This is a genomic window from Haloferax namakaokahaiae, assembly GCF_042663225.1.
Taxonomy (GTDB): domain Archaea; phylum Halobacteriota; class Halobacteria; order Halobacteriales; family Haloferacaceae; genus Haloferax; species Haloferax namakaokahaiae.
Genome location: NZ_JBHTAA010000005.1, coordinates 1,091,565 through 1,108,501 on the forward strand (window position 1 = coordinate 1,091,565; position 16,937 = coordinate 1,108,501).

Here is a 16,937-nt window from a genome sequence, read left to right on the forward strand (position 1 = left end):
ACGAGAGGATGGCACCCAACGGGGCGAGCCATCACGCACAGACGAAAAGGGTCATGCCAAATCCGACTTCGGGTTGACACATAACTGTGTGGGTCGATGATTACCCGCAGACGACGGTCGTTCCAGCCCTGATTTCTCCACGGAAGACCTCAAACTGCTATATCACGATGGTCTCTTCGTCGATTTCGCCCGCACCCGTGACCCGAATCCTCGTCGATTGATGGCCGGGAATCCCTCTGTCGAACACCACGGTTCCATTGGTAGAGAGTCGGATATCACAGGATTCGCCGTTGGTCTCGCGTTCGATGCGAACCGTCTCACCCGGTTCGACCTCGACTTCCTCGGCACGGCACGCAGCATCGAGGACCACCTGCTGGGAATAGTCGCGGTCTACGTATACTTCGACGATAGTCGAGTCCTCACACATCTCCATCACGTCGCACTCGTCTGCGTCTGCCGTCGGTGATTCGGCGTCTCCTTCGGACACATCACCCAGACAGCCGGGAAGGAAAGCGACTGCCCCAATCAGTGCCAAGACACCTCGGCGTTTCATGTCATAAAACTACGATAACGGTGTAAATGTCTTGTGAGAATTACCCTGCTACCGCCGAATCCCCGCAACCAGCGCGATTGCGCCGACGACGAGGAGCACCACCGCGGCCACGGGTTGCCCGCCCGATGCGACGATGCCAATCACGTAGACCACCGCAGCGCCGAGAGTGAGAACGACGAGCGTCGTCGCCCCGTGGACGAGTTCGAGCCTCGTCGTGTCCGTCTCTCTCCCGAGGTGGTCGCCCACCGTGAGCGAGTTCTCGGCGAGGTCCCACGCGAGAATCGACGCGATAGCGGCGACGAGCAGTGCTTCGGTACTTCCACCGAGTGCGCCGCCCGCGAGGAGACCGACGAAGAGCAGACCGCCCGCGACGTCGAGCAGTCGGCGTGACCCGCGGGTCAACCCGGCGGCGAGTAAGGCGACTGCCGCGACCCCGCCGAGTGCGGCAGTCGTCGCAGAGAACGCGAGCGCGAGCGTCGCAATCCCTGCGGCCGATAGCGACAGCGCGGTTCCCGTGCGAGTCGGTGCGCGGGTGATTTCGCTCACCGCGACCACCCAGTGGCCGCGCGGTCGAGCGCAACCGCGAGCGACTCGTCACCCCAATCGATAACCCGAATTCCGTGTCGCCGGAGGTCACGGATTCGCAGGTCGCGCTCGATTCGCGCCAGTCGGCCGCCGACAGTGGACCCTGTGGTCGGGTCGGGCGAGACAATCGTCACCGCGTGGCCGTAGGCTTCGAGTCGTCGCGCGACTTCGGCCGCGTAATCGTCGCACAGCGGCGAGCAGAAGATTACCTGCGCGTCGCTCGGGAGTCGGCGGCGGAGTCGCTTGAGCGCAATCGTCGGGAAGAACGCCGCCTCGCTGGGGACGGGCGCGAACGCGGGATGGGTTGCGAACGTCCGTCGCGCTCGCGCTCGGTGGTCGAGACCGGTCGATGGGGCGAGCCAGCACGGCTTCGGGCCGAACGCCGCGAGACCAACTCGGTCGCCGCTGTCGAGGAGCGCGGGGAAGGCGACGCTCGCGGCATCGACACCGCGCTCGACGGCGGTTTCGGCGTCGCGCTCGGGTGCGACGTGGGCCTCCGTGCGCGTGTCGATAACGAGAACGACCGTCGCCGCGCGCTCCTCTCGGAACTCGACCGTTGCGAGTTCGCCGGTGCGGGCGCGACGGTTCCAGTCGATTCTGCGGAGGGGGTCGCCGTGGCGGTACTCGCGTATCGAGGCGAATTCGAGGCCGGAACCGGGGACGCTCGTCTCCACCCGGCCGGCGTACTGCGAGGTGAGTCCCCGAAGTGGAAGGTTCGCCGTGGCAGCGAGAACCGGTTCACACCGCATCGTCGTCTCGACGTCGATGGTCTCGCGCCGCTCGATACTCCCGCTCGGGTCGCGGGCGACGATGGTCGTCTCCTCCCACGTGTGCTCGCCACGGATGGCGGAGACGGTGTAGGTGAGCGTCGCCGTCGCGCCGGGTCGAAGGGCCGTTCCCAGACGGGCGGTTCCGTCATCGACTGCCAGCGCCGGTGGCACGCCGTCGATGACGCGGAGGTCGAAGACGGTGCTTGTCCCCGTGTTCGTGACGGTGAGCGTGACGTGCACGTCGTCGTCGGGGGCGGGCGTCGAGTCGGAGAGGTCGCGCTCGATTTCGAGGTCGAGCGCCGGCGCGCGAGCGATTCGCGTGTAGCCGAGGAGGGCGACGCCGAGACCGGCGACGAACAGGAGCGCCGGCCGGCGAGTGAGCACGCCCACCGCGGCGGCCGCGAGGACGAGCCCTTCGAGACCGACCCAGCGCCTCGTCTCGAACCCCTTCATCGATGATTCGCCCCAGTTTGGTCGGCTTGTTGGGTCGAAGAAGGTGGATCGTCGGCACGCGACTGCCAATCGTCGTCGCCGATTCGTTCGATTGCGTCGATAGTCCGGCCGACTCGGGCGACGAGCGCCGACTGGCCGGAGAGGAGGAGTCGAAGCCGCGTCGCAATCGGAACCGAGACGCTCGCACCGAGGAACCGGGCGACCACCCTATCGTCGGTCCACGCGCCGTCGTCCAGTGCCGATTCAGCGTCGTCGGCCGAGAGACCACCGCGAAGAATCAGCGTGCGCTTTGCGCTCGCTTCGAGTCGGTCCACGACGCGGTTGCGCGCGGCCCATCGAGAGCGGTTCGCCATCGCTGTCACGATATCCGCGTCGATATCGGCACCCGGTTGCGGGACGCCGACGCGCATCTCGGGGTCGTCGGTGGACGAGGTGAGCACCGCGGTATCCCGGCGTCGTTGGACGTACCGAAGCGACTGAATCCCGGCGAGCGCCGCCACGAGACCCAGAAAGATGTCGGTGAGTTCGAGACCGAGCGGGAGTCCCGCGATGATGCCGAGACCCGCGAGCGAGGCGACGACGCCGACGAGGAGTGCGAGTTGTCGTGTTCGCGTCATCGGCTGTCCTCTCTCGATTCGCCGTGAGACGCGTCCTGCGGGTCATCTGCATCGGACGCATCCGCGCTGCCATCTGCGTAGGTCGATTCGATGTTTCGGAGTGCGTCGATGGCGCGGGTTTCGCGCTCTGTGTTCGCTTCGAACCCACCGTACCGGACCTCTTCGAACAGCGTCGTCAACGCGGTCACGTCGTCTCGTGACATGCCGGCATCGACGGCGGTGGCGGCGAACTCGGCCGGGGTCGCAGATGCCCGGTTCGGCACGTCGAGGAGTTCGGTCATCGACGACCACGCGCGGAAGACTTCGTTCTCCACGTCTCCGTCGCCCGCTTCGATTCGCTGTGCGGCGGCACCGGCAGCGCGTCCGACCGCGGCCACGTCCGGAGAGACGGCCGCTTCGTCAGCGTCGAGCGAGTCGTCGGCGTCGTCTCGGTCGTCGCCCGTCGAAGTGAACAACAGGACGACGGCGACGGCGAGTGCGACGACGAGGAAGACGCCGAAGAGAGCGGTCGGCACCGGGACGTTCTGGGCGGCGGCGCTCCCGTCACCGAGTGCACCGCCACCGCCGGCCGGGAAGAGCGAGGCGTTTTCGGCGACGGCGGCGACACGCGACGGGAACGAGATATCCCGTTGGCAGGTCGTCAACAACGCGATAAAGAGTATCACCGGCGGGCCGAGTGCGAGCGTGATGGCAATCGGTGGGAGCAGCGACCCGGTTTCTCGGTAGGCGAGACCCCCGAGGACGAGAAACGCGAGCACGACTGCCCCGAGGAACGTCGGAGAGAGAAGCCACGGGAGACATGGCGTCGGAATACTGAAGTCGCCACCGTCTCCCGGTGTTGGCCGGAACCCGGGTGACTCCGTCGCGCCCGAACCCACTCCGCCGGAATCCCCAGCGCCGAACCCGGAGGGACCGCCACCGCTGATGACCGTCGTATCGATGGTCGCCGCGGCGACTGAGAGGGCAACGACCGCGAGGAGCGCGAGCGCGAGCGCACGGAGGGAAGCGGAGTCCACGTGGGTAGATACCAGTATGCGCGGCATATGTATTTCGAGGATAACTGACGAATCGGGCGTCTGAACCGAGCGCAGTCTGTCGCTTTCGGTGATACCGGGACAGACCCCAGTTACAAGTGAATCAGTCGGTTGGTAACCGGGCGATTTCGGTCCGCACACACCACCGATGCAAGTGAACAGATGGACACGGACAGCGAGTTTCCCACCCAGAGACACCACTGATGCAAGTGAAGTGGTGGGGGAGTAGTACGGGGGGTGAGAGAACAGAGAGCGAGATGGGTCAGAGCGTATCGTGCAGCCGACCACGGGACCCACCAGACGTGCAAGTGAATTCTCCCCGTAGACGTGCTGAATCGACCATACTCGGCAAAGGAGAACGACACCGACCGATTACCAGCACCACCGCTTCGTGTCAGCGCTTTAGATGAACTCGTGGGGAGCTATCTCACGATGGACTGGCGTGTAGTGGTGTTCACTTGTGATAGTGGTGTGTGTCTGTGTGGTTCGACTCACTCACGACACACCACACACTAACACACGTTAGCATTAGTCACGCGCGGCTGTTCACATGAACCAGATGAAATCGGGGTGTTAAATAACAGGACGCCACAACGACCCGACGCTAATGCGCCGGTTCGAGCGAAAACAAAACATCTTCACCAACAAGGACGCTCTCGGCGAGTCCTACAAGCCCGAGCGCATCGAGGAGCGCGACGACGAAATCTCCGAATACATGGACGCCCTCCAACCCGTCGTCGATGGGTGGGAACCGAACAACGTCTTTCTGTATGGGAACACCGGCGTCGGGAAGACGGCGGTGACGGAGTTCCTCCTCGAGATGCTTCTCGAAGACGTATCGAAGTACGACGACGTCTCTCTCAGCGTCATCTCTCTCAATTGCAAGACGCTCAACTCCTCGTATCAGGTTGCGGTCGAACTCGTCAACGAACTCCGACCCACGGGCGCGGAGATTAGTTCGACCGGCTATCCCCAACAGACCGTCTTCAAGAAACTCTTCGAGGAACTCGACGACGTCGGCGGAACCATCCTCATCGTCCTCGACGAAGTGGACTCCATCGGTGACCGAGACGAACTCCTCTACGAACTTCCCCGGGCGCGCTCGAACGGCAAACTCGAAGAGGCAAAAGTCGGCTTGATTGGCATCTCGAACGACTTCAAGTTCCACGACCAACTCGACCCGCGCGTACAGGACACGCTGTGCGAGCGCGAACTCCACTTCCCGCCCTATCAGGCCCCCGAACTCCAGAACATCCTCGAATCGCGCGCCGACGTGGCCATCGCCGAGGACTCCTGCGAAGAGGGCGTGCTCAATCTCTGTGCCGCGCTCGCCGCCCGCGACAGCGGAAGTGCGCGCCAGGCCCTCGACTTACTCCGTCTCGCCGGCGAACACGCCGAGAACAAGGACGACGAGAAAATCACGCTCGACCACGTCGATATCGCCCGGCAGAAGCTCGAACAAGAGCGCGTCGTCGAAGGTATGCGCGAACTCACCGAAAACGGGCACTTCGCACTGCTCGCCGTCGTCTCGAAGGCCGCCAACGACGAGACGCCGTGTCGGATGCGCGACCTGTATCAGGAGTACCTTCGGCTCTGTAACTCCGCTGGCATCGACCCGCTCGCCCAACGTTCGGTCCACAACCACCTCTCGGACCTCCGCATGCTCGGTATCCTCTCGGCCGAAGAGAACCGAACCGGCTCTCGCGGGAATTACTACAGCTATGCGCTCGACGTTCCGTTCAACAGCGCGATGACCGCCCTCTCGGACGTGCTCGCGCTCGACTCCGTGCTGGACGAGATTCGAAAGACCGCACACGAGGCGACGTCGCTCTCGGCGTGATATCGGCACGAACCTGCGCGTCTGGTTCACCCAAATTATCATAAATTCCTACATTCAGTTTCTGTTGACATCTTTAGTCTCCGGCAGTTCACCGAGGCAGTGTCGAATACAGGGCAGAGTCGTCGTACGTCGCCTTCGGCTACGATGAATAGTGAATCGAAGTACCAATCGATAGCGCTGGTGTCGTCCGTGTCGCGCATAACTGTCAAAGTAGCTGAAACAACTGTTTTAACCGCCGAATGAGGTTTCTCGGTAGATGACAGATGACCATGGCTACTCCCAATCAATCTCGTAACTCATCATTTAGTGTTCTCTACGTCGATGACGACTCTCAGTTGATCGACCTGGTAGCCACGTATCTCGAACGGATCGACGACGACCTCTCGGTCGTCACGGAGCCCACCGCCGCTGACGGTCTAGACCGGCTCGAAACCGACCACATCGACTGTATCGTGAGCGACTATCAAATGCCCGAGATGGACGGGTTAGAGTTTCTCGATGCGGTGAAAAACGAGTATCCGAACCTCCCTTTCGTCCTCTACACCGGTCAGGGTAGCGAGGACGTAGCTACTGAAGCTATCACTGCCGGAGTCTCGGCGTACGTTCAGAAAGGGGGGACCGAAACCTACGAACTCTTGGCTAACCAAATTTCCACTCTCGTCACTAAGCGCCAAGCAGAAATCCGGGCGACAGTCGCCCGGGACCGACTGCTCGAAATGTTCGAGCAGGTTGATGGGTTCTTCGCCCTCGACACGGATTGGAACATAACGTATTGGAACCAGAAAATGGCAGCCCGGACCGGCTATTCCTCCGACGACGTCATCGGTGAACATTTCTGGGAGACGTTTCCGGATGCAGGCGGTACAGAACTCGGAGAGCAGTACATGGACGCCTCTGCGAGCGGTGAGTCGGTCGAGTTCAAAACTTACTACGAACCGCACGATTACTGGGTGAAGATTCGTGTCTTCCCGATGGAAGATGGGTTATTCGTCCACTCGCGCGAAATCACGTCCGAGGTAGAACGGAAACAGGAACTCCAGTGGCGGAACGAACGACTGGAAACGTTCGCAAGCACCCTCTCGCACGACCTGAAGACGCCGTTGAACGTTGCAGAAGGGAATCTGGAGTTGGCAGTAGAAACCGGTGACGTGACCTACCTCGAAGAGGTGGCACAGGCACACAACCGGATGGAAAACCTCCTGGAGGAACTCTTGGGGTTAGCCCGCGGAGAGAGCCTCACCGCAGAACCGCTCTCACTGGAGGAAATCGCCTCTAATGCCTGGTCCACGGTGAACACCGGAGAGATGGACCTGACCATCGAATCCAGCGAGACCGTCGTAGCGAACGAGGTCCAGTTACGCCGAGTGTTCGAGAACCTCTTCGGAAACGCAGGCAAACACGGTGACGCAGATAGTATTCACGTCGGAATCCTCGATACCGGGGCGGGCTTCTACGTCGAAGACGACGGAACCGGAGTCCCGGAGTCCGACCGAGAGGAGGTTTTCCTCTCTGGCTATTCGACAATCGAGGGGAGTCCCGGATACGGACTCTCAATCGTCGCTCAGGTTTGCGATGCCCACGGGTGGACAGTGAGGGTGACAGAGAGTCAATCTGGTGGAGCGAGGTTCGAGGTGACGGGCGTGGATTTTCCCTGAGATAGTTCAGTTCGCGTCTGTTTCAGAGACAGCCGTACCTACTTCATTCAGAGGAGTTCAACAGCAACCGCCTTCCTCATCGGCCGTCGGTCAGCCTCGCAAACACGAACTCGCTACTCGTTCCGAGCGGGTCGTCCGCGAGACGCGTCTCCAAGCGGTCGAATCCAGCGGCCCGAAGTTCTCGCACCGTCGATTCTCGCCCGGGCGACGAGAAGAACATCCGGCCACCCATCCACCCACGGCGAACGGTCTGGAATCGTCCACCGGGAAGCGTCATCAACACGACGCCGCCGGGTTTGAGCACACGCGCGAACTCTTCGTACACCGCTGGCTGTTCGCTTCGTGGAATGTGAAACACGGCGTGGTAGGCCGTAATCGCATCGACCGAGCCGTCTCGAAGCGGAATGTGGCGCATGTCGGCCAACACGAGTCGTGCCTCTGGCACCTCCGCGCTGGCGAGTTCGAGTCCCCGCCGAGCGAAGTCCAGACCGATACTGCCCGTCGGGAGGTTCGAGAGCGTCCGCGCGCCGTCGCCGCACCCCACGTCGAGGACGACCGGGTTGTCGGGGAGTGTTGCGACGAGGTCGGCGAGTAACGCCGCGTCAGACCCGGTTGGGTCTCGGTTTCGGGCGTACGCCTCGGACACCGACTCCCACGCGCGACGAACCTCGTTTCGGTCCATGCAGTGTCTATGGAGTGACACGGCATAATCGCGCTGTCGCCGCTGTCGCCGCTGTCGCGGACAAAAGACGAGATGCCGAGCGTCACAGACAGAACAAGAAGGGGTAGACGAGCGCGACTCGGTCGCCGTCTTCGAGTGTCGTATCTAACCCGTCGAGGTTCTCGTTGAACTTCCCGTTCACCATCACTCGCGCGTAGGCGCGCGTCTGCTCGCCTTCGGGATTCTTGCGCCACGTTCCGGGGATGTGGTCGGCTTTCACCCACCCGCGAGTCGTCGCGTCCGCCTCGCGTTCTGCCATCACCAACTCGCGCACGTCGTACTCCTCGAAGAACGCATCGAGGAACTCCCGAAGGGTGTCGCCCTCGAACGCGAACGCCATTCGAGCCATCCCCAACGTCGTCCGAACGTGCCCGGTGAATCGAAGGTTCACCGTCGTTATCTGCCGCTGTCTCGCTGTCTGGTCTCTCCCTTCCGCTGCAGTCCGTTCGTGTGTGTCTGTGGCCATACAGAGAGATACGCGAAGCAGTAGAATGAACGCCGTTCCTGAATCCCTCTCTCTGAGAACGTCTCGTTCCACCCGCCACAGCACACTTTTCGGCGTGTCGAGAGAAAGGACGGTATGGATATCGTCGAAGCGCTCGGCGCGGACTCGGGGATGCTCTGCGTCGTCGGCGCGGGCGGCAAGAAGACCACGCTCTACCACCTCGCCCGCGCAGTGCCGCAGAGCGTCCTCACCGCGACGGTTCGAATCCCCATCTTCGACGAACAGGTCGCCCGAGTCGCCGTCACCGACGACCCACTCTCTGCCCTCCGCGACAACGACGCCTGGCCACTCGGACTCGTCCCCGAACAGGAGCGCGAAGACCGCTACCGCGGATACGACCCGTCGGTGGTGACTGCCATCCAAAACGCAGGTCGTGCCGACGCCGTCTTCGTCAAAGCAGACGGTGCCCGTACCCGATGGCTCAAAGCGCCGAACGACAGCGAACCGCGAATCCCGGCCAGTGCCGACATCGTCGTCCCAATCGCCAGCGCGAAAGTCGTCGGCGAGTCGCTCACCGAAGAGTTCGTCCATCGCCCGGAACGAGTCGCGGCGCTCACGGGTCTCGAACTCGGCGACAGAATCGATGCCGACGACGTGGCCGCGGTCCTCGCCAGCCCCGACGGTGGCCGAAAAGGCGTCCCGCCGGACGCCACGGTGATTCCGCTCGTCAACATGGTGGACGACGACGAACTCGAAGCGGTCGGCCGAGAGATTGCAGCCGGCGTTCTCGAACGTACCGACGTTCCCCGGGTCGTACTCGCACGGATGAATACTGAGGGTCCTGTCGTCGCCGTCATCGAACGGGAGTAGAACCTCAGTTACCGAGCGGAAAGCCGCTGCCACACGATTTCAGAACCGCGCCTCGGCCGCTTCGAACTCCTCTCGCGTATTGCAGTTCTCGAAGGTGTCGAGACTGCCGTGTGCTCGCACCTCGACCTCACTGACGACGACCCACTCCAACTCGTCGAGCGGCGCGAGAATCTTGTGTTCCCCGCGTTCGAGTGCGTCGGCGCAAGCCGCGGCCATCGACTCGGCCCGGTAGACTGCTTGCGTCGTCTGATACCAGCCGTCTTCGAGTTTTGGGACGACTGCATCGACTCCGTCCGACTCGGCACGCTCGAAGAGGTACCGGACGAGTTCGGCCTCGACGAAGGGCATGTCGCAGGCGACGACGACGGCGTACTCGCCGCGGCACGCACCCAATCCGGTTCCGATGCCGGCCACCGGCCCGGCGTCCGGTTCCGAATCGAGCGCGTACCTGACTGGGAGTTCGAACCCGCTCATCGCCGAGTCGATGGCCTCGCGTTGGTCCGTTCGGCAGTTGACGACGAGTTCGTCCACGACGGGGACGAGTCGGTCTGCGACCCGGCGAATCATCGGTGTTCCGGCCAACTCGGCCACTGCTTTGTCGGCGTCGCCGAAGCGAGTCGAACGACCGCCGGCGATGATGACGGCGGAGCGAAGGTGGGTCATTCGTCGCTCGACGGTTCGGCGTCAGTCGTCTCCCGGTCAGGGTCCGGACCGAGCGGTTCGATGCGGACGCTCGACACCTTGTACTCGGGGATGTACGACACGGGGTCGAGTTCGTGCTGGGTGAGTTCGTTGATAGCGCCCTCGGCGAAGTGCATCGGGATGAACACCACGCCGGGGTCGGCCACGTCGTTCACTTCCGCCTTGACGACGATGTCGCCGCGTCGGGAGACGACGCGGACGTACTCGCCGTCCTCGACGCCCAACTGGTCGGCCATCCGCGGGTGGATGGTGACGAAACTCTCCGGGACGTGGTCCATCGAGACCTGCGTCCGGCGCGTCATCGTCCCGGTGTGCCAGTGGTACAGGACGCGACCCGAGGTGAGCATCAGCGGGTACTCCTCGTCGGGCAGTTCTGCGGGCCCGGCGTAGTCGGCGGGGACGAATCTGGCGAGTCCGTCGTCGAAGTTGAACCGCTCTTCGTAGAGGTAGGGCGTTCCGGGGTCGTCGGCGTCCGTGCAGGGCCACTGGATGCCTTCGGGCGTCGATTCGAGGCGGTCGTAGCTGATGCCGCCGTAGATGGGGACGAGTTCGGCAATCTCGTCCATCACGTCGGCCGCCGAGTCGTAGTCCCACTCGTAGCCGAATCGGTCGGCGAGGTCGCACAGTATTTCGAGGTCGGTTCTGGCGATTCCCGGCGGGTCGATAGCGGGCCGGACCAGTTGGACGCGGCGCTCGGTGTTGGTGAAGGTGCCGTACTTCTCGGCGTTCGAGGCGGCCGGGAGGACTACGTCGGCGTACTCGGCCGTCTCGGTGAGGAAGATGTCCTGTACGGCGAGGAACTCCAGTTCTTCGAGGGCTTCTTCGGCCTCGCTGATGTCGGGTTCCGAGAGCACGGGGTTCTCGCCCATGATGTACATGCCGCGGATGTCGCCCCGCAACATCGCTTCGTACTGCTCGGGGAGGCGAAGTCCGACCTCTTGCGGCGGACGCTCGCCCCACACCTCGGCGAACTTGTCCGCGATTTCGTCGTCGGTGGGGTCTTGATATCCCGGCAAGTTGTGCGGGGCCGGGCCCATGTCGCCGCCGCCACCTTGGACGTTGTTCTGGCCACGGAACGGCGAGAGTCCGGCACCGGGCTTACCGAGGTGCCCCGTCACGAGCGCGAGGTTCGTGATGGCGAGGACGTTTCGCGTGCCGTGGGCGTGCTGGGTCATGCCCATCGCCCACCCGAAGATGCAGGTGTCGGCGGTTGCGATGGTCTCGGCAGCGCGTTTCAGTTCCTCCGGTGGGACACCCGCCAACTCCTCGACTCGTTCTGGCGTGAACGGTTCGACCTTCTCTTTCAACTCGTCGAAGTGCTTCGTTCGGGAGTCGATGAACTCGGTGTCGTGGAGGTCCTGGTCGATGATGTGGCGAACCATCCCGTTGAGCCACGCGATGTCCGAGCCGGGTTTCGTCCGCGTGTACTGCGTGGCGTGCTCGGCGAGCCCAATCTTCCGGGGTTCGAAGACGAACAAGTCCGCCCCATCGCGGACGTTCTGCTTGATTCTCGTGGCGAGCACGGGGTGCCCTTCGGTGGTGTTCGACCCGGTGATGAGATAGCACTCCGTCTCGCCGATGTCCTCGTTGATGCGATTGGTCATCGCGCCATATCCGACGGTCTGCTGGAGACCGGCGACGGTCGAGGAGTGACAGAGTCGGGCGCAGTTGTCCACGTGCGGCGTCTTCAACACCTGTCGGGCGAACTTCTGATTCAGGAAGTTCTCCTCGTTCGTACACTTCGAGGAGGACGTGACCGCGACGGAGTCGGTGCCGTGTTGGGTCTGAATCCGCGTCAACTCCTCGTAGATGCGGTCGTAGGCTTCCGCCCAGCTGGCTTCGCGGAAGCCGTCACCGTCCCGAATCAGGGGCGTCGTCAATCGGTCGTCGCTGTTGACGAAGTCGTAGCCGAACTTGCCTTTCACGCAGGTCGAAAAGTCGTTTGCCGGAGTCGCCTCGGGGTCGGCCGGTCGGACGCCGAGCACGTCGCCGTCCTTGCCGTAGAGTTCGAATCGACAGCCGACGGCGCAGTAGTTGCAGGTCGTCTCGGCTTTCGTTATTCGACCTAATCTCGCGTCGCTGACGACGCCGGCGACGTCGAACATCCGACCGACGTTGAGTGTCTCCGATGCCACCTTCTCGCTGATGTGTTCGACCTGTTTCAGCGACTCGCCGGCGACGCGCGTCGTCGTCTCTCGGGCGCGCTGTCTGGCTTTCGCCATGAACCGGGCGACTCCAGACTTGTTTGCGAGTTCGCCGTCGCCAGCGTCGCCCGCGCCACCTTTCGCGCGCCAGTTTGGCTTGCCTTTCTCGTCGGCCGTCGTGGCGCGTTCGCCTTCGACCACCTTGCCGATGGAGTTTTTCTGGTTGAATCCGGGCAACGGGATGGTCGCGCTATCGACCAACCCCTGCTCCACGAGCGACCCGGTCGGACAGACGGTGGCGCAGTGGCCGCAGGAGACGCAGGTCGAGTCCTGCATCGTGTCCACGTCGGTCTGAAAGCCGATTCTGGTGTCCGAACCGGACCCCTCGATTCGGAGGACGCCCTCGACTTGCACGTCGTTGCAGGCGTCCACGCAGCGGTTACAGAGGATGCACTTGTTCCGGTCGATTTGGATGACCGACGAGGTGTCGTCGATTGGCTCGTAGGCGTCGCGGTCGTCGAAGACGCCGTACCGCGGTTCTTCGACACCGGCGTCGATGGCGGTGTCCTGCAACTCACAACGGCCGTTCTGCCCGCAGGTCGTACACCGAAGGTTGTGATTCGAGAGCACGAGGTCGAGGTTGACGCTCCGGGCTTCGGCCGCGTCTTCGGCGTCGGTTCGGACGGTCAGGCCGTCCTCGGCGGGGAAACTACACGAGGGGACGAGTCCGTGCTCTTCGGTCTCGACCATACAGGTCCGACACTCGCTCCGCGGGCCGATGTTCTCGGCCTGTTCGGTGCCGCGGTCGTAGTAGCACAGCGCGGCCACGTCCTCTTCGGTATCGACCGCCTCCATCGCGTCGATAATCGTCGAACCGGGCGGCATCGCTATCGGCGTGCCGTCGATGGTGAGGTGGGTCATCTCCTCGCCGGTCGTCCCCACCGCGGGGTCGTTGGCCGTGCCGGTGTTGAAGTCCTCCGTGAGCGGCGTGCTCGGCCGCGGGTCCTCCACGTCCGGCACGTGAGGCATCGCGGGAGAGGGTGTCGATTCGTTCTCTGTGGGGGTATCGTCGGTACTCATCTCACATCTCCTCGCACTCGCCGCTCGGACAGCGTCCGTCGGCGTGCGCGTAAAACTCGGTCTCGAACTCGTCCATCGCCGTCGTCACGGGCCGGGCCGCCCCGCGCCCGAAGTCGCACGTACTCGTGGTTCGCATCACCCGCGTCAGTTCGCGTATCGCGCCGTCGTCGTAGTCGCCCGAGTAGACGTTTCTAAGGAGCGTGGTCAACTGCACCGACCCCTCTCGACACGGCACGCAGCGTCCGCAGTTCTCGTCCTCGGCGAACCGGGCGCGTGTGCCCGCCATGGCGACGGCACACTTCGAGTCACCGAACAGTTCGACCGCGCCTTCGGTGCCGAGGTCGGCCCCGAGGAGGGCAGGCGCGCTCGGTGGATGGTCGAGCGTCCGCGTGAGACCGCCGAACTGCCCGCCGACGCAGGCCATCTTCAGTGACCCGCTCAGGGTCACGACATCTCGCACCGCCGAGAGCGACCCACTGGTGGAGAGTTCGACCGTCGCGGGTGCCGCAACGTCGCCCGAGACGGTGACGAGGCGCGTTCCCGGGTCGGCGTCGTCGGCGTCGAACGAATCGGGACGGAGGAGGAGTTCACGAATCTGTGCGAGCGTCCGCGGCGTGTGAATCACGGTCGGTCGGCCGTAGAGACCGTGTTGGGCCGGTGTCGGCGGGCGAAGGCGCGCTTCGAGTCGGTCGTTGCCTTCCATCGCCTCCAGCGCCATCGTCATCTCGCCGGCGGTGTACTGGTCGGGTCCCGCGACGACTTGGGGGCGTTTTGGCGGTTCGAGTCGCTCCGAGACCGCATCGACCGCCGTCTGGAGTCGCTCGCGGGCGAGCGCGTCCGACTCGTTGCAGTAGCAGATGACGTCCTCGGCACCGACGAGTTCGGCGACCGCGAGCGCGCCGTCTATGACTTCGGCCGGGACCGATTCGAGGAGGAGACGGTCCGTTCCATTGCGACTATCGCTCTCGTTCGCGTTGACGACGAGGACTGGTTCGTCGCCCGTCGATTCGTGGGTGTCGCGGGCGCGGTCCCACTCGACGATGACCGATTCGTCGGTGCTCCCGTCGCCGCGTCCGCGACCGAGCAAGCCGACTTCTCGTACTCGGCCGTCGGCCGCACGGGGGTCGTCTCGGACCAGTTCTACAACTGAATCTTCGCCGCTGACTTCGTCGGCACCGACCCACCCCGCTCGGCCGAGGACTCGTCGTCGCCCGACAGTCAGCGGACCGTCGTCGGGGAGGGGAAGCGACGGTTCGTCCGGGTCGTGCTCGACGACGGCATGTGCGTCGTCGGCCGACACGTCCCCGTCTTCGAGTCGGCGGACGAGTTCGCGCACCTCGTCCGCACTCGCGTGGGGGTGATACGCCGTCTCGCCACCTGTCGTGACGAGTACCAGCGGGTCGAAGTCGCCGAGACCCGTCGGTCCGACCTCGACTATCGACGCCGACGTGGTCTCGTCGCGGGCGGCAGTGAACACCGCTCGTGCGGCGTCGAGGGACGCCGACCCGGTGCTGACGCGCACGACAGGCCCGTCTCTCGGTTCGTTCCGTTCCACCATTTCGTGTACATGCGCGGGCGCGGGAGGAAAGAATTGTGGTGTGTTAACATGTTAGTTGCCGGATTACGCGAGGGAAGCGAGACGAGCACTCAGAACGGTGGTTCGAGCCTCGATGGGTAGTCACGACACCTGACGATGAGGAACACGGCGATTGTGACGACGACGAGGAACGCAGCAGTATCTCTGAGCCGTGCGACGTTACGAGAGCCGAGAGTCATACAATGCGATACGAGCGGGGGACGTATGACTCTCCGCCCGAACGACTATCTCCTCTATCGCTGTGTAGGGTAGTACCATGGCCTTCGACACGAGCAAGCAGGTGTACGAATCCGAGGCGACTGGGTGGCAACGCGGCCTCTACGACGACCTGACGACCACGTTTCGGGCACCGGTCGTCAACTGGTTCTTCCGGACGCTCATGGCAAATCAGCCCGAATTCCTGCGCTACGCGTGGGGGCAACTCAAGCCCGAGTTCGAGACCCGGGCGTTCGCCCGCTACGAGGTCGAATACCGGGATACGGTGGTTTCGATTTTGGAGGACCACGGGATTCCGACCTACAACCCCGCATCGACAAAGACCGCACCGGCAGAGTTCCGCGAGGCGCGCGGCCAGATGGTCACCCTCGATACGATGATGCCGCGACTCTCCTTTACCTTCGAACTGCTCGACCGGGCGCTCTCGGACGAACCGATTGGAGAGTCGCCGACTGACGACTGGGAAGCCACCGCGCCGTTCCCCAACCTCGGCCGGGAGGTGGGGCAACCGGTGACGATGATTCCGTTCGAAGACGTACCGGAGTCGCTGGCTGAGACGGTCGATTCGATTCAGGCGTACCACGGGTTCGACTCGGGACTGCCGACCATCTACCGGAGTCTCGCGCAGTGGCCGTCGCTGCTCGAAACGATGTGGGATGACCTCGAACCCGTGTTGGAATCCGAAGCGTTCGAGGCGGCCTGCGATGAGTCGTGGAATCTCGCAGCCGAACACGTCTCGTCGCTCTCGTACACGCCGCGACTCTCGCCGTCGGACCTCGGCGATATCGGCCTGAGCATCGAGGATATCTCAGACTTGCAAGGGCTTGCGAACCAGTTCCGGCACGGGCCTGTAGAGACGGTGTTGCCGGCGGTAACACTCTACGCGGCGACCCTCGGGGCGACCGGACCGCGTCGGTTGGGATAATCGTCGAAAATGTAGAACCGGAGAGCTACGGATACTGTCTGTCCGGTTCCGGAATCGCCTCTAAATTGGTCGCCGTCTCGAAGATGACGCCGTTGAGTTGGTCGGCCGTGTCGAAGTACCAGTACGGCACTTCGCCGTAGATGCCGCTCTGGAGGACGGGCATGCCGTTCTCTTCGAACGCCGCGACGACGCCCTCCGTGTCTTCGAACGCGAAGCACGCGACGTGGTGCAGGCCCTCGCCGTGTTCGTCGAGGTGTTCGGTGTAGATGCTCTCGCCCTCCTGCGGTTCGATGAGTTCTATCATCGTATCGCCCGCGTAAGTGAGCGCGAGCGTCATCGAATAGTCGTGTTCTTCGCCGCGATAGGTCGTGTCGTGGAGCGTCGGCGGCGCGAACTCGAAGACGTCCCACGGGCCGAGTCCTAAGAGCGCGCCGAAGCGGTCCATGCCGTCGTCGATGTCTTCGACCACGAACGCTATCTGGCTGATTTCGGGGATTTCGATACCGAGGTCTGAAATGGGTGCCATGGGGGAATTTTGCTGGCGGCGACCAAATATCAAATTGGCGACAGAAGTGAGAGTCAGGAGAGTGGACTGGTTCGGGTTCGGACGGTCCTAGCCGATAGTTGAATCTCAGATGTGAAAACTACCTCTGGAGTTGTTGTCAATGGGAAATTGTATTTAGAGAATACACAGATCCAGAAACAGCAATTTAGAGGCCACAGGACACTA

The 16,937-nt window shown here is 63.2% G+C and carries 16 protein-coding genes; 4 read left to right on the forward strand and 12 right to left on the reverse strand.

The features are described from left to right. Nucleotides 1-157: 157 nt before the first annotated feature. The 5 genes from ACFQJC_RS13230 to ACFQJC_RS13250 are packed head-to-tail and all read right to left on the reverse strand — an operon-like array spanning nt 158 to nt 3,994. Nucleotides 158-553: a hypothetical protein gene (locus ACFQJC_RS13230; RefSeq protein ID WP_390224227.1), complete on the reverse strand. Its 396-nt coding sequence runs from the start codon at nt 551-553 to the stop codon at nt 158-160. Between the two features lie 48 nt (nt 554-601). Next, nucleotides 602-1,108 (reverse strand): DUF7519 family protein, encoded by a 507-nt coding sequence (locus ACFQJC_RS13235; protein WP_390224229.1) that lies wholly within the window; start codon nt 1,106-1,108, stop codon nt 602-604. Beyond that, the gene (locus ACFQJC_RS13240) at nt 1,096-2,361 is read right to left on the reverse strand and encodes a DUF58 domain-containing protein (RefSeq protein WP_390224231.1); all 1,266 of its coding nucleotides are present in this window, start codon (nt 2,359-2,361) and stop codon (nt 1,096-1,098) included. The genes ACFQJC_RS13235 and ACFQJC_RS13240 overlap by 13 nt, the downstream gene beginning before the upstream one ends. Next, a complete protein-coding gene (locus ACFQJC_RS13245) occupies nt 2,358-2,978 on the reverse strand; it encodes a DUF7269 family protein (protein ID WP_390224233.1) in 621 nt (206 codons plus the stop codon). The genes ACFQJC_RS13240 and ACFQJC_RS13245 overlap by 4 nt, the downstream gene beginning before the upstream one ends. Further along, nucleotides 2,975-3,994, reverse strand: a complete 1,020-nt coding sequence (locus ACFQJC_RS13250) for a DUF4129 domain-containing protein (RefSeq protein WP_390224235.1) — start codon at nt 3,992-3,994, stop codon at nt 2,975-2,977. The genes ACFQJC_RS13245 and ACFQJC_RS13250 overlap by 4 nt, the downstream gene beginning before the upstream one ends. A 625-nt stretch (nt 3,995-4,619) precedes the next feature. Here ACFQJC_RS13250 and ACFQJC_RS13255 point away from each other — a divergent pair. Further along, the gene (locus ACFQJC_RS13255) at nt 4,620-5,852 is read left to right on the forward strand and encodes an orc1/cdc6 family replication initiation protein (protein ID WP_390224237.1); all 1,233 of its coding nucleotides are present in this window, start codon (nt 4,620-4,622) and stop codon (nt 5,850-5,852) included. A 263-nt stretch (nt 5,853-6,115) separates the two neighbouring features. Further along, nucleotides 6,116-7,507, forward strand: a complete 1,392-nt coding sequence (locus ACFQJC_RS13260) for a hybrid sensor histidine kinase/response regulator (protein ID WP_390224239.1) — start codon at nt 6,116-6,118, stop codon at nt 7,505-7,507. Between the two features lie 76 nt (nt 7,508-7,583). Here the strand turns inward: ACFQJC_RS13260 and ACFQJC_RS13265 are convergent, their stop codons facing one another. After that, nucleotides 7,584-8,189, reverse strand: a complete 606-nt coding sequence (locus ACFQJC_RS13265) for a class I SAM-dependent methyltransferase (RefSeq protein WP_390224241.1) — start codon at nt 8,187-8,189, stop codon at nt 7,584-7,586. Nucleotides 8,190-8,271: 82 nt separating this feature from the next. Beyond that, nucleotides 8,272-8,694, reverse strand: a complete 423-nt coding sequence (locus ACFQJC_RS13270; protein ID WP_390224243.1) for a MoaD/ThiS family protein — start codon at nt 8,692-8,694, stop codon at nt 8,272-8,274. A gap of 114 nt (nt 8,695-8,808) precedes the next feature. Between ACFQJC_RS13270 and yqeC the strand changes: the two genes are divergently transcribed. After that, nucleotides 8,809-9,543, forward strand: coding sequence for a selenium cofactor biosynthesis protein YqeC (gene yqeC, locus ACFQJC_RS13275; RefSeq protein WP_390224245.1), 735 nt, complete (start codon nt 8,809-8,811; stop codon nt 9,541-9,543). Between the two features lie 39 nt (nt 9,544-9,582). Here yqeC and mobA read toward each other — a convergent pair whose 3' ends face one another. The 4 genes from mobA to ACFQJC_RS13295 form a co-directional block, all read right to left on the reverse strand. Beyond that, nucleotides 9,583-10,206 (reverse strand): molybdenum cofactor guanylyltransferase, encoded by a 624-nt coding sequence (gene mobA / locus ACFQJC_RS13280; RefSeq protein ID WP_390224246.1) that lies wholly within the window; start codon nt 10,204-10,206, stop codon nt 9,583-9,585. Next, nucleotides 10,203-13,469, reverse strand: coding sequence for a formate dehydrogenase subunit alpha (gene fdhF, locus ACFQJC_RS13285; RefSeq protein ID WP_390224248.1), 3,267 nt, complete (start codon nt 13,467-13,469; stop codon nt 10,203-10,205). The genes mobA and fdhF overlap by 4 nt, the downstream gene beginning before the upstream one ends. A gap of 1 nt (nt 13,470) precedes the next feature. After that, nucleotides 13,471-15,027 carry an NADH-ubiquinone oxidoreductase-F iron-sulfur binding region domain-containing protein gene (locus ACFQJC_RS13290; RefSeq protein ID WP_390224249.1) on the reverse strand — a complete coding sequence of 519 codons (1,557 nt, stop codon included), beginning with the start codon at nt 15,025-15,027 and terminating at the stop codon, nt 13,471-13,473. Nucleotides 15,028-15,116: 89 nt separating this feature from the next. Beyond that, nucleotides 15,117-15,245, reverse strand: coding sequence for a hypothetical protein (locus ACFQJC_RS13295; protein WP_390224251.1), 129 nt, complete (start codon nt 15,243-15,245; stop codon nt 15,117-15,119). Between the two features lie 77 nt (nt 15,246-15,322). On the opposite strand from ACFQJC_RS13295, the gene ACFQJC_RS13300 reads away from it, so the two are divergent. Next, nucleotides 15,323-16,207, forward strand: a complete 885-nt coding sequence (locus ACFQJC_RS13300; protein WP_390224253.1) for a halocarboxylic acid dehydrogenase DehI family protein — start codon at nt 15,323-15,325, stop codon at nt 16,205-16,207. A 25-nt stretch (nt 16,208-16,232) separates the two neighbouring features. Here the strand turns inward: ACFQJC_RS13300 and ACFQJC_RS13305 are convergent, their stop codons facing one another. Further along, on the reverse strand, nt 16,233-16,733 hold the full coding sequence (locus ACFQJC_RS13305) for a VOC family protein (protein WP_390224255.1): 501 nt from the start codon (nt 16,731-16,733) through the stop codon (nt 16,233-16,235). Nucleotides 16,734-16,937 lie beyond the last annotated feature (204 nt).

What these genes read in the sequence shown, in the direction of transcription:
- ACFQJC_RS13240 (WP_390224231.1), bottom strand. Translation starts at nt 2,361, where the DNA reads ATGAAGGGGTTCGAGACGAGGCGCTGGGTCGGTCTCGAAGGGCTCGTC.
- ACFQJC_RS13260 (WP_390224239.1), top strand. Translation starts at nt 6,116, where the DNA reads ATGACCATGGCTACTCCCAATCAATCTCGTAACTCATCATTTAGTGTT.
- ACFQJC_RS13265 (WP_390224241.1), bottom strand. Translation starts at nt 8,189, where the DNA reads ATGGACCGAAACGAGGTTCGTCGCGCGTGGGAGTCGGTGTCCGAGGCG.
- ACFQJC_RS13230 (WP_390224227.1), bottom strand. Translation starts at nt 553, where the DNA reads ATGAAACGCCGAGGTGTCTTGGCACTGATTGGGGCAGTCGCTTTCCTT.
- mobA (WP_390224246.1), bottom strand. Translation starts at nt 10,206, where the DNA reads ATGACCCACCTTCGCTCCGCCGTCATCATCGCCGGCGGTCGTTCGACT.
- ACFQJC_RS13245 (WP_390224233.1), bottom strand. Translation starts at nt 2,978, where the DNA reads ATGACGCGAACACGACAACTCGCACTCCTCGTCGGCGTCGTCGCCTCG.
- yqeC (WP_390224245.1), top strand. Translation starts at nt 8,809, where the DNA reads ATGGATATCGTCGAAGCGCTCGGCGCGGACTCGGGGATGCTCTGCGTC.
- ACFQJC_RS13255 (WP_390224237.1), top strand. Translation starts at nt 4,620, where the DNA reads ATGCGCCGGTTCGAGCGAAAACAAAACATCTTCACCAACAAGGACGCT.
- ACFQJC_RS13295 (WP_390224251.1), bottom strand. Translation starts at nt 15,245, where the DNA reads ATGACTCTCGGCTCTCGTAACGTCGCACGGCTCAGAGATACTGCTGCG.
- ACFQJC_RS13290 (WP_390224249.1), bottom strand. Translation starts at nt 15,027, where the DNA reads ATGGTGGAACGGAACGAACCGAGAGACGGGCCTGTCGTGCGCGTCAGC.
- fdhF (WP_390224248.1), bottom strand. Translation starts at nt 13,469, where the DNA reads ATGAGTACCGACGATACCCCCACAGAGAACGAATCGACACCCTCTCCC.
- ACFQJC_RS13300 (WP_390224253.1), top strand. Translation starts at nt 15,323, where the DNA reads ATGGCCTTCGACACGAGCAAGCAGGTGTACGAATCCGAGGCGACTGGG.
- ACFQJC_RS13305 (WP_390224255.1), bottom strand. Translation starts at nt 16,733, where the DNA reads ATGGCACCCATTTCAGACCTCGGTATCGAAATCCCCGAAATCAGCCAG.
- ACFQJC_RS13270 (WP_390224243.1), bottom strand. Translation starts at nt 8,694, where the DNA reads ATGGCCACAGACACACACGAACGGACTGCAGCGGAAGGGAGAGACCAG.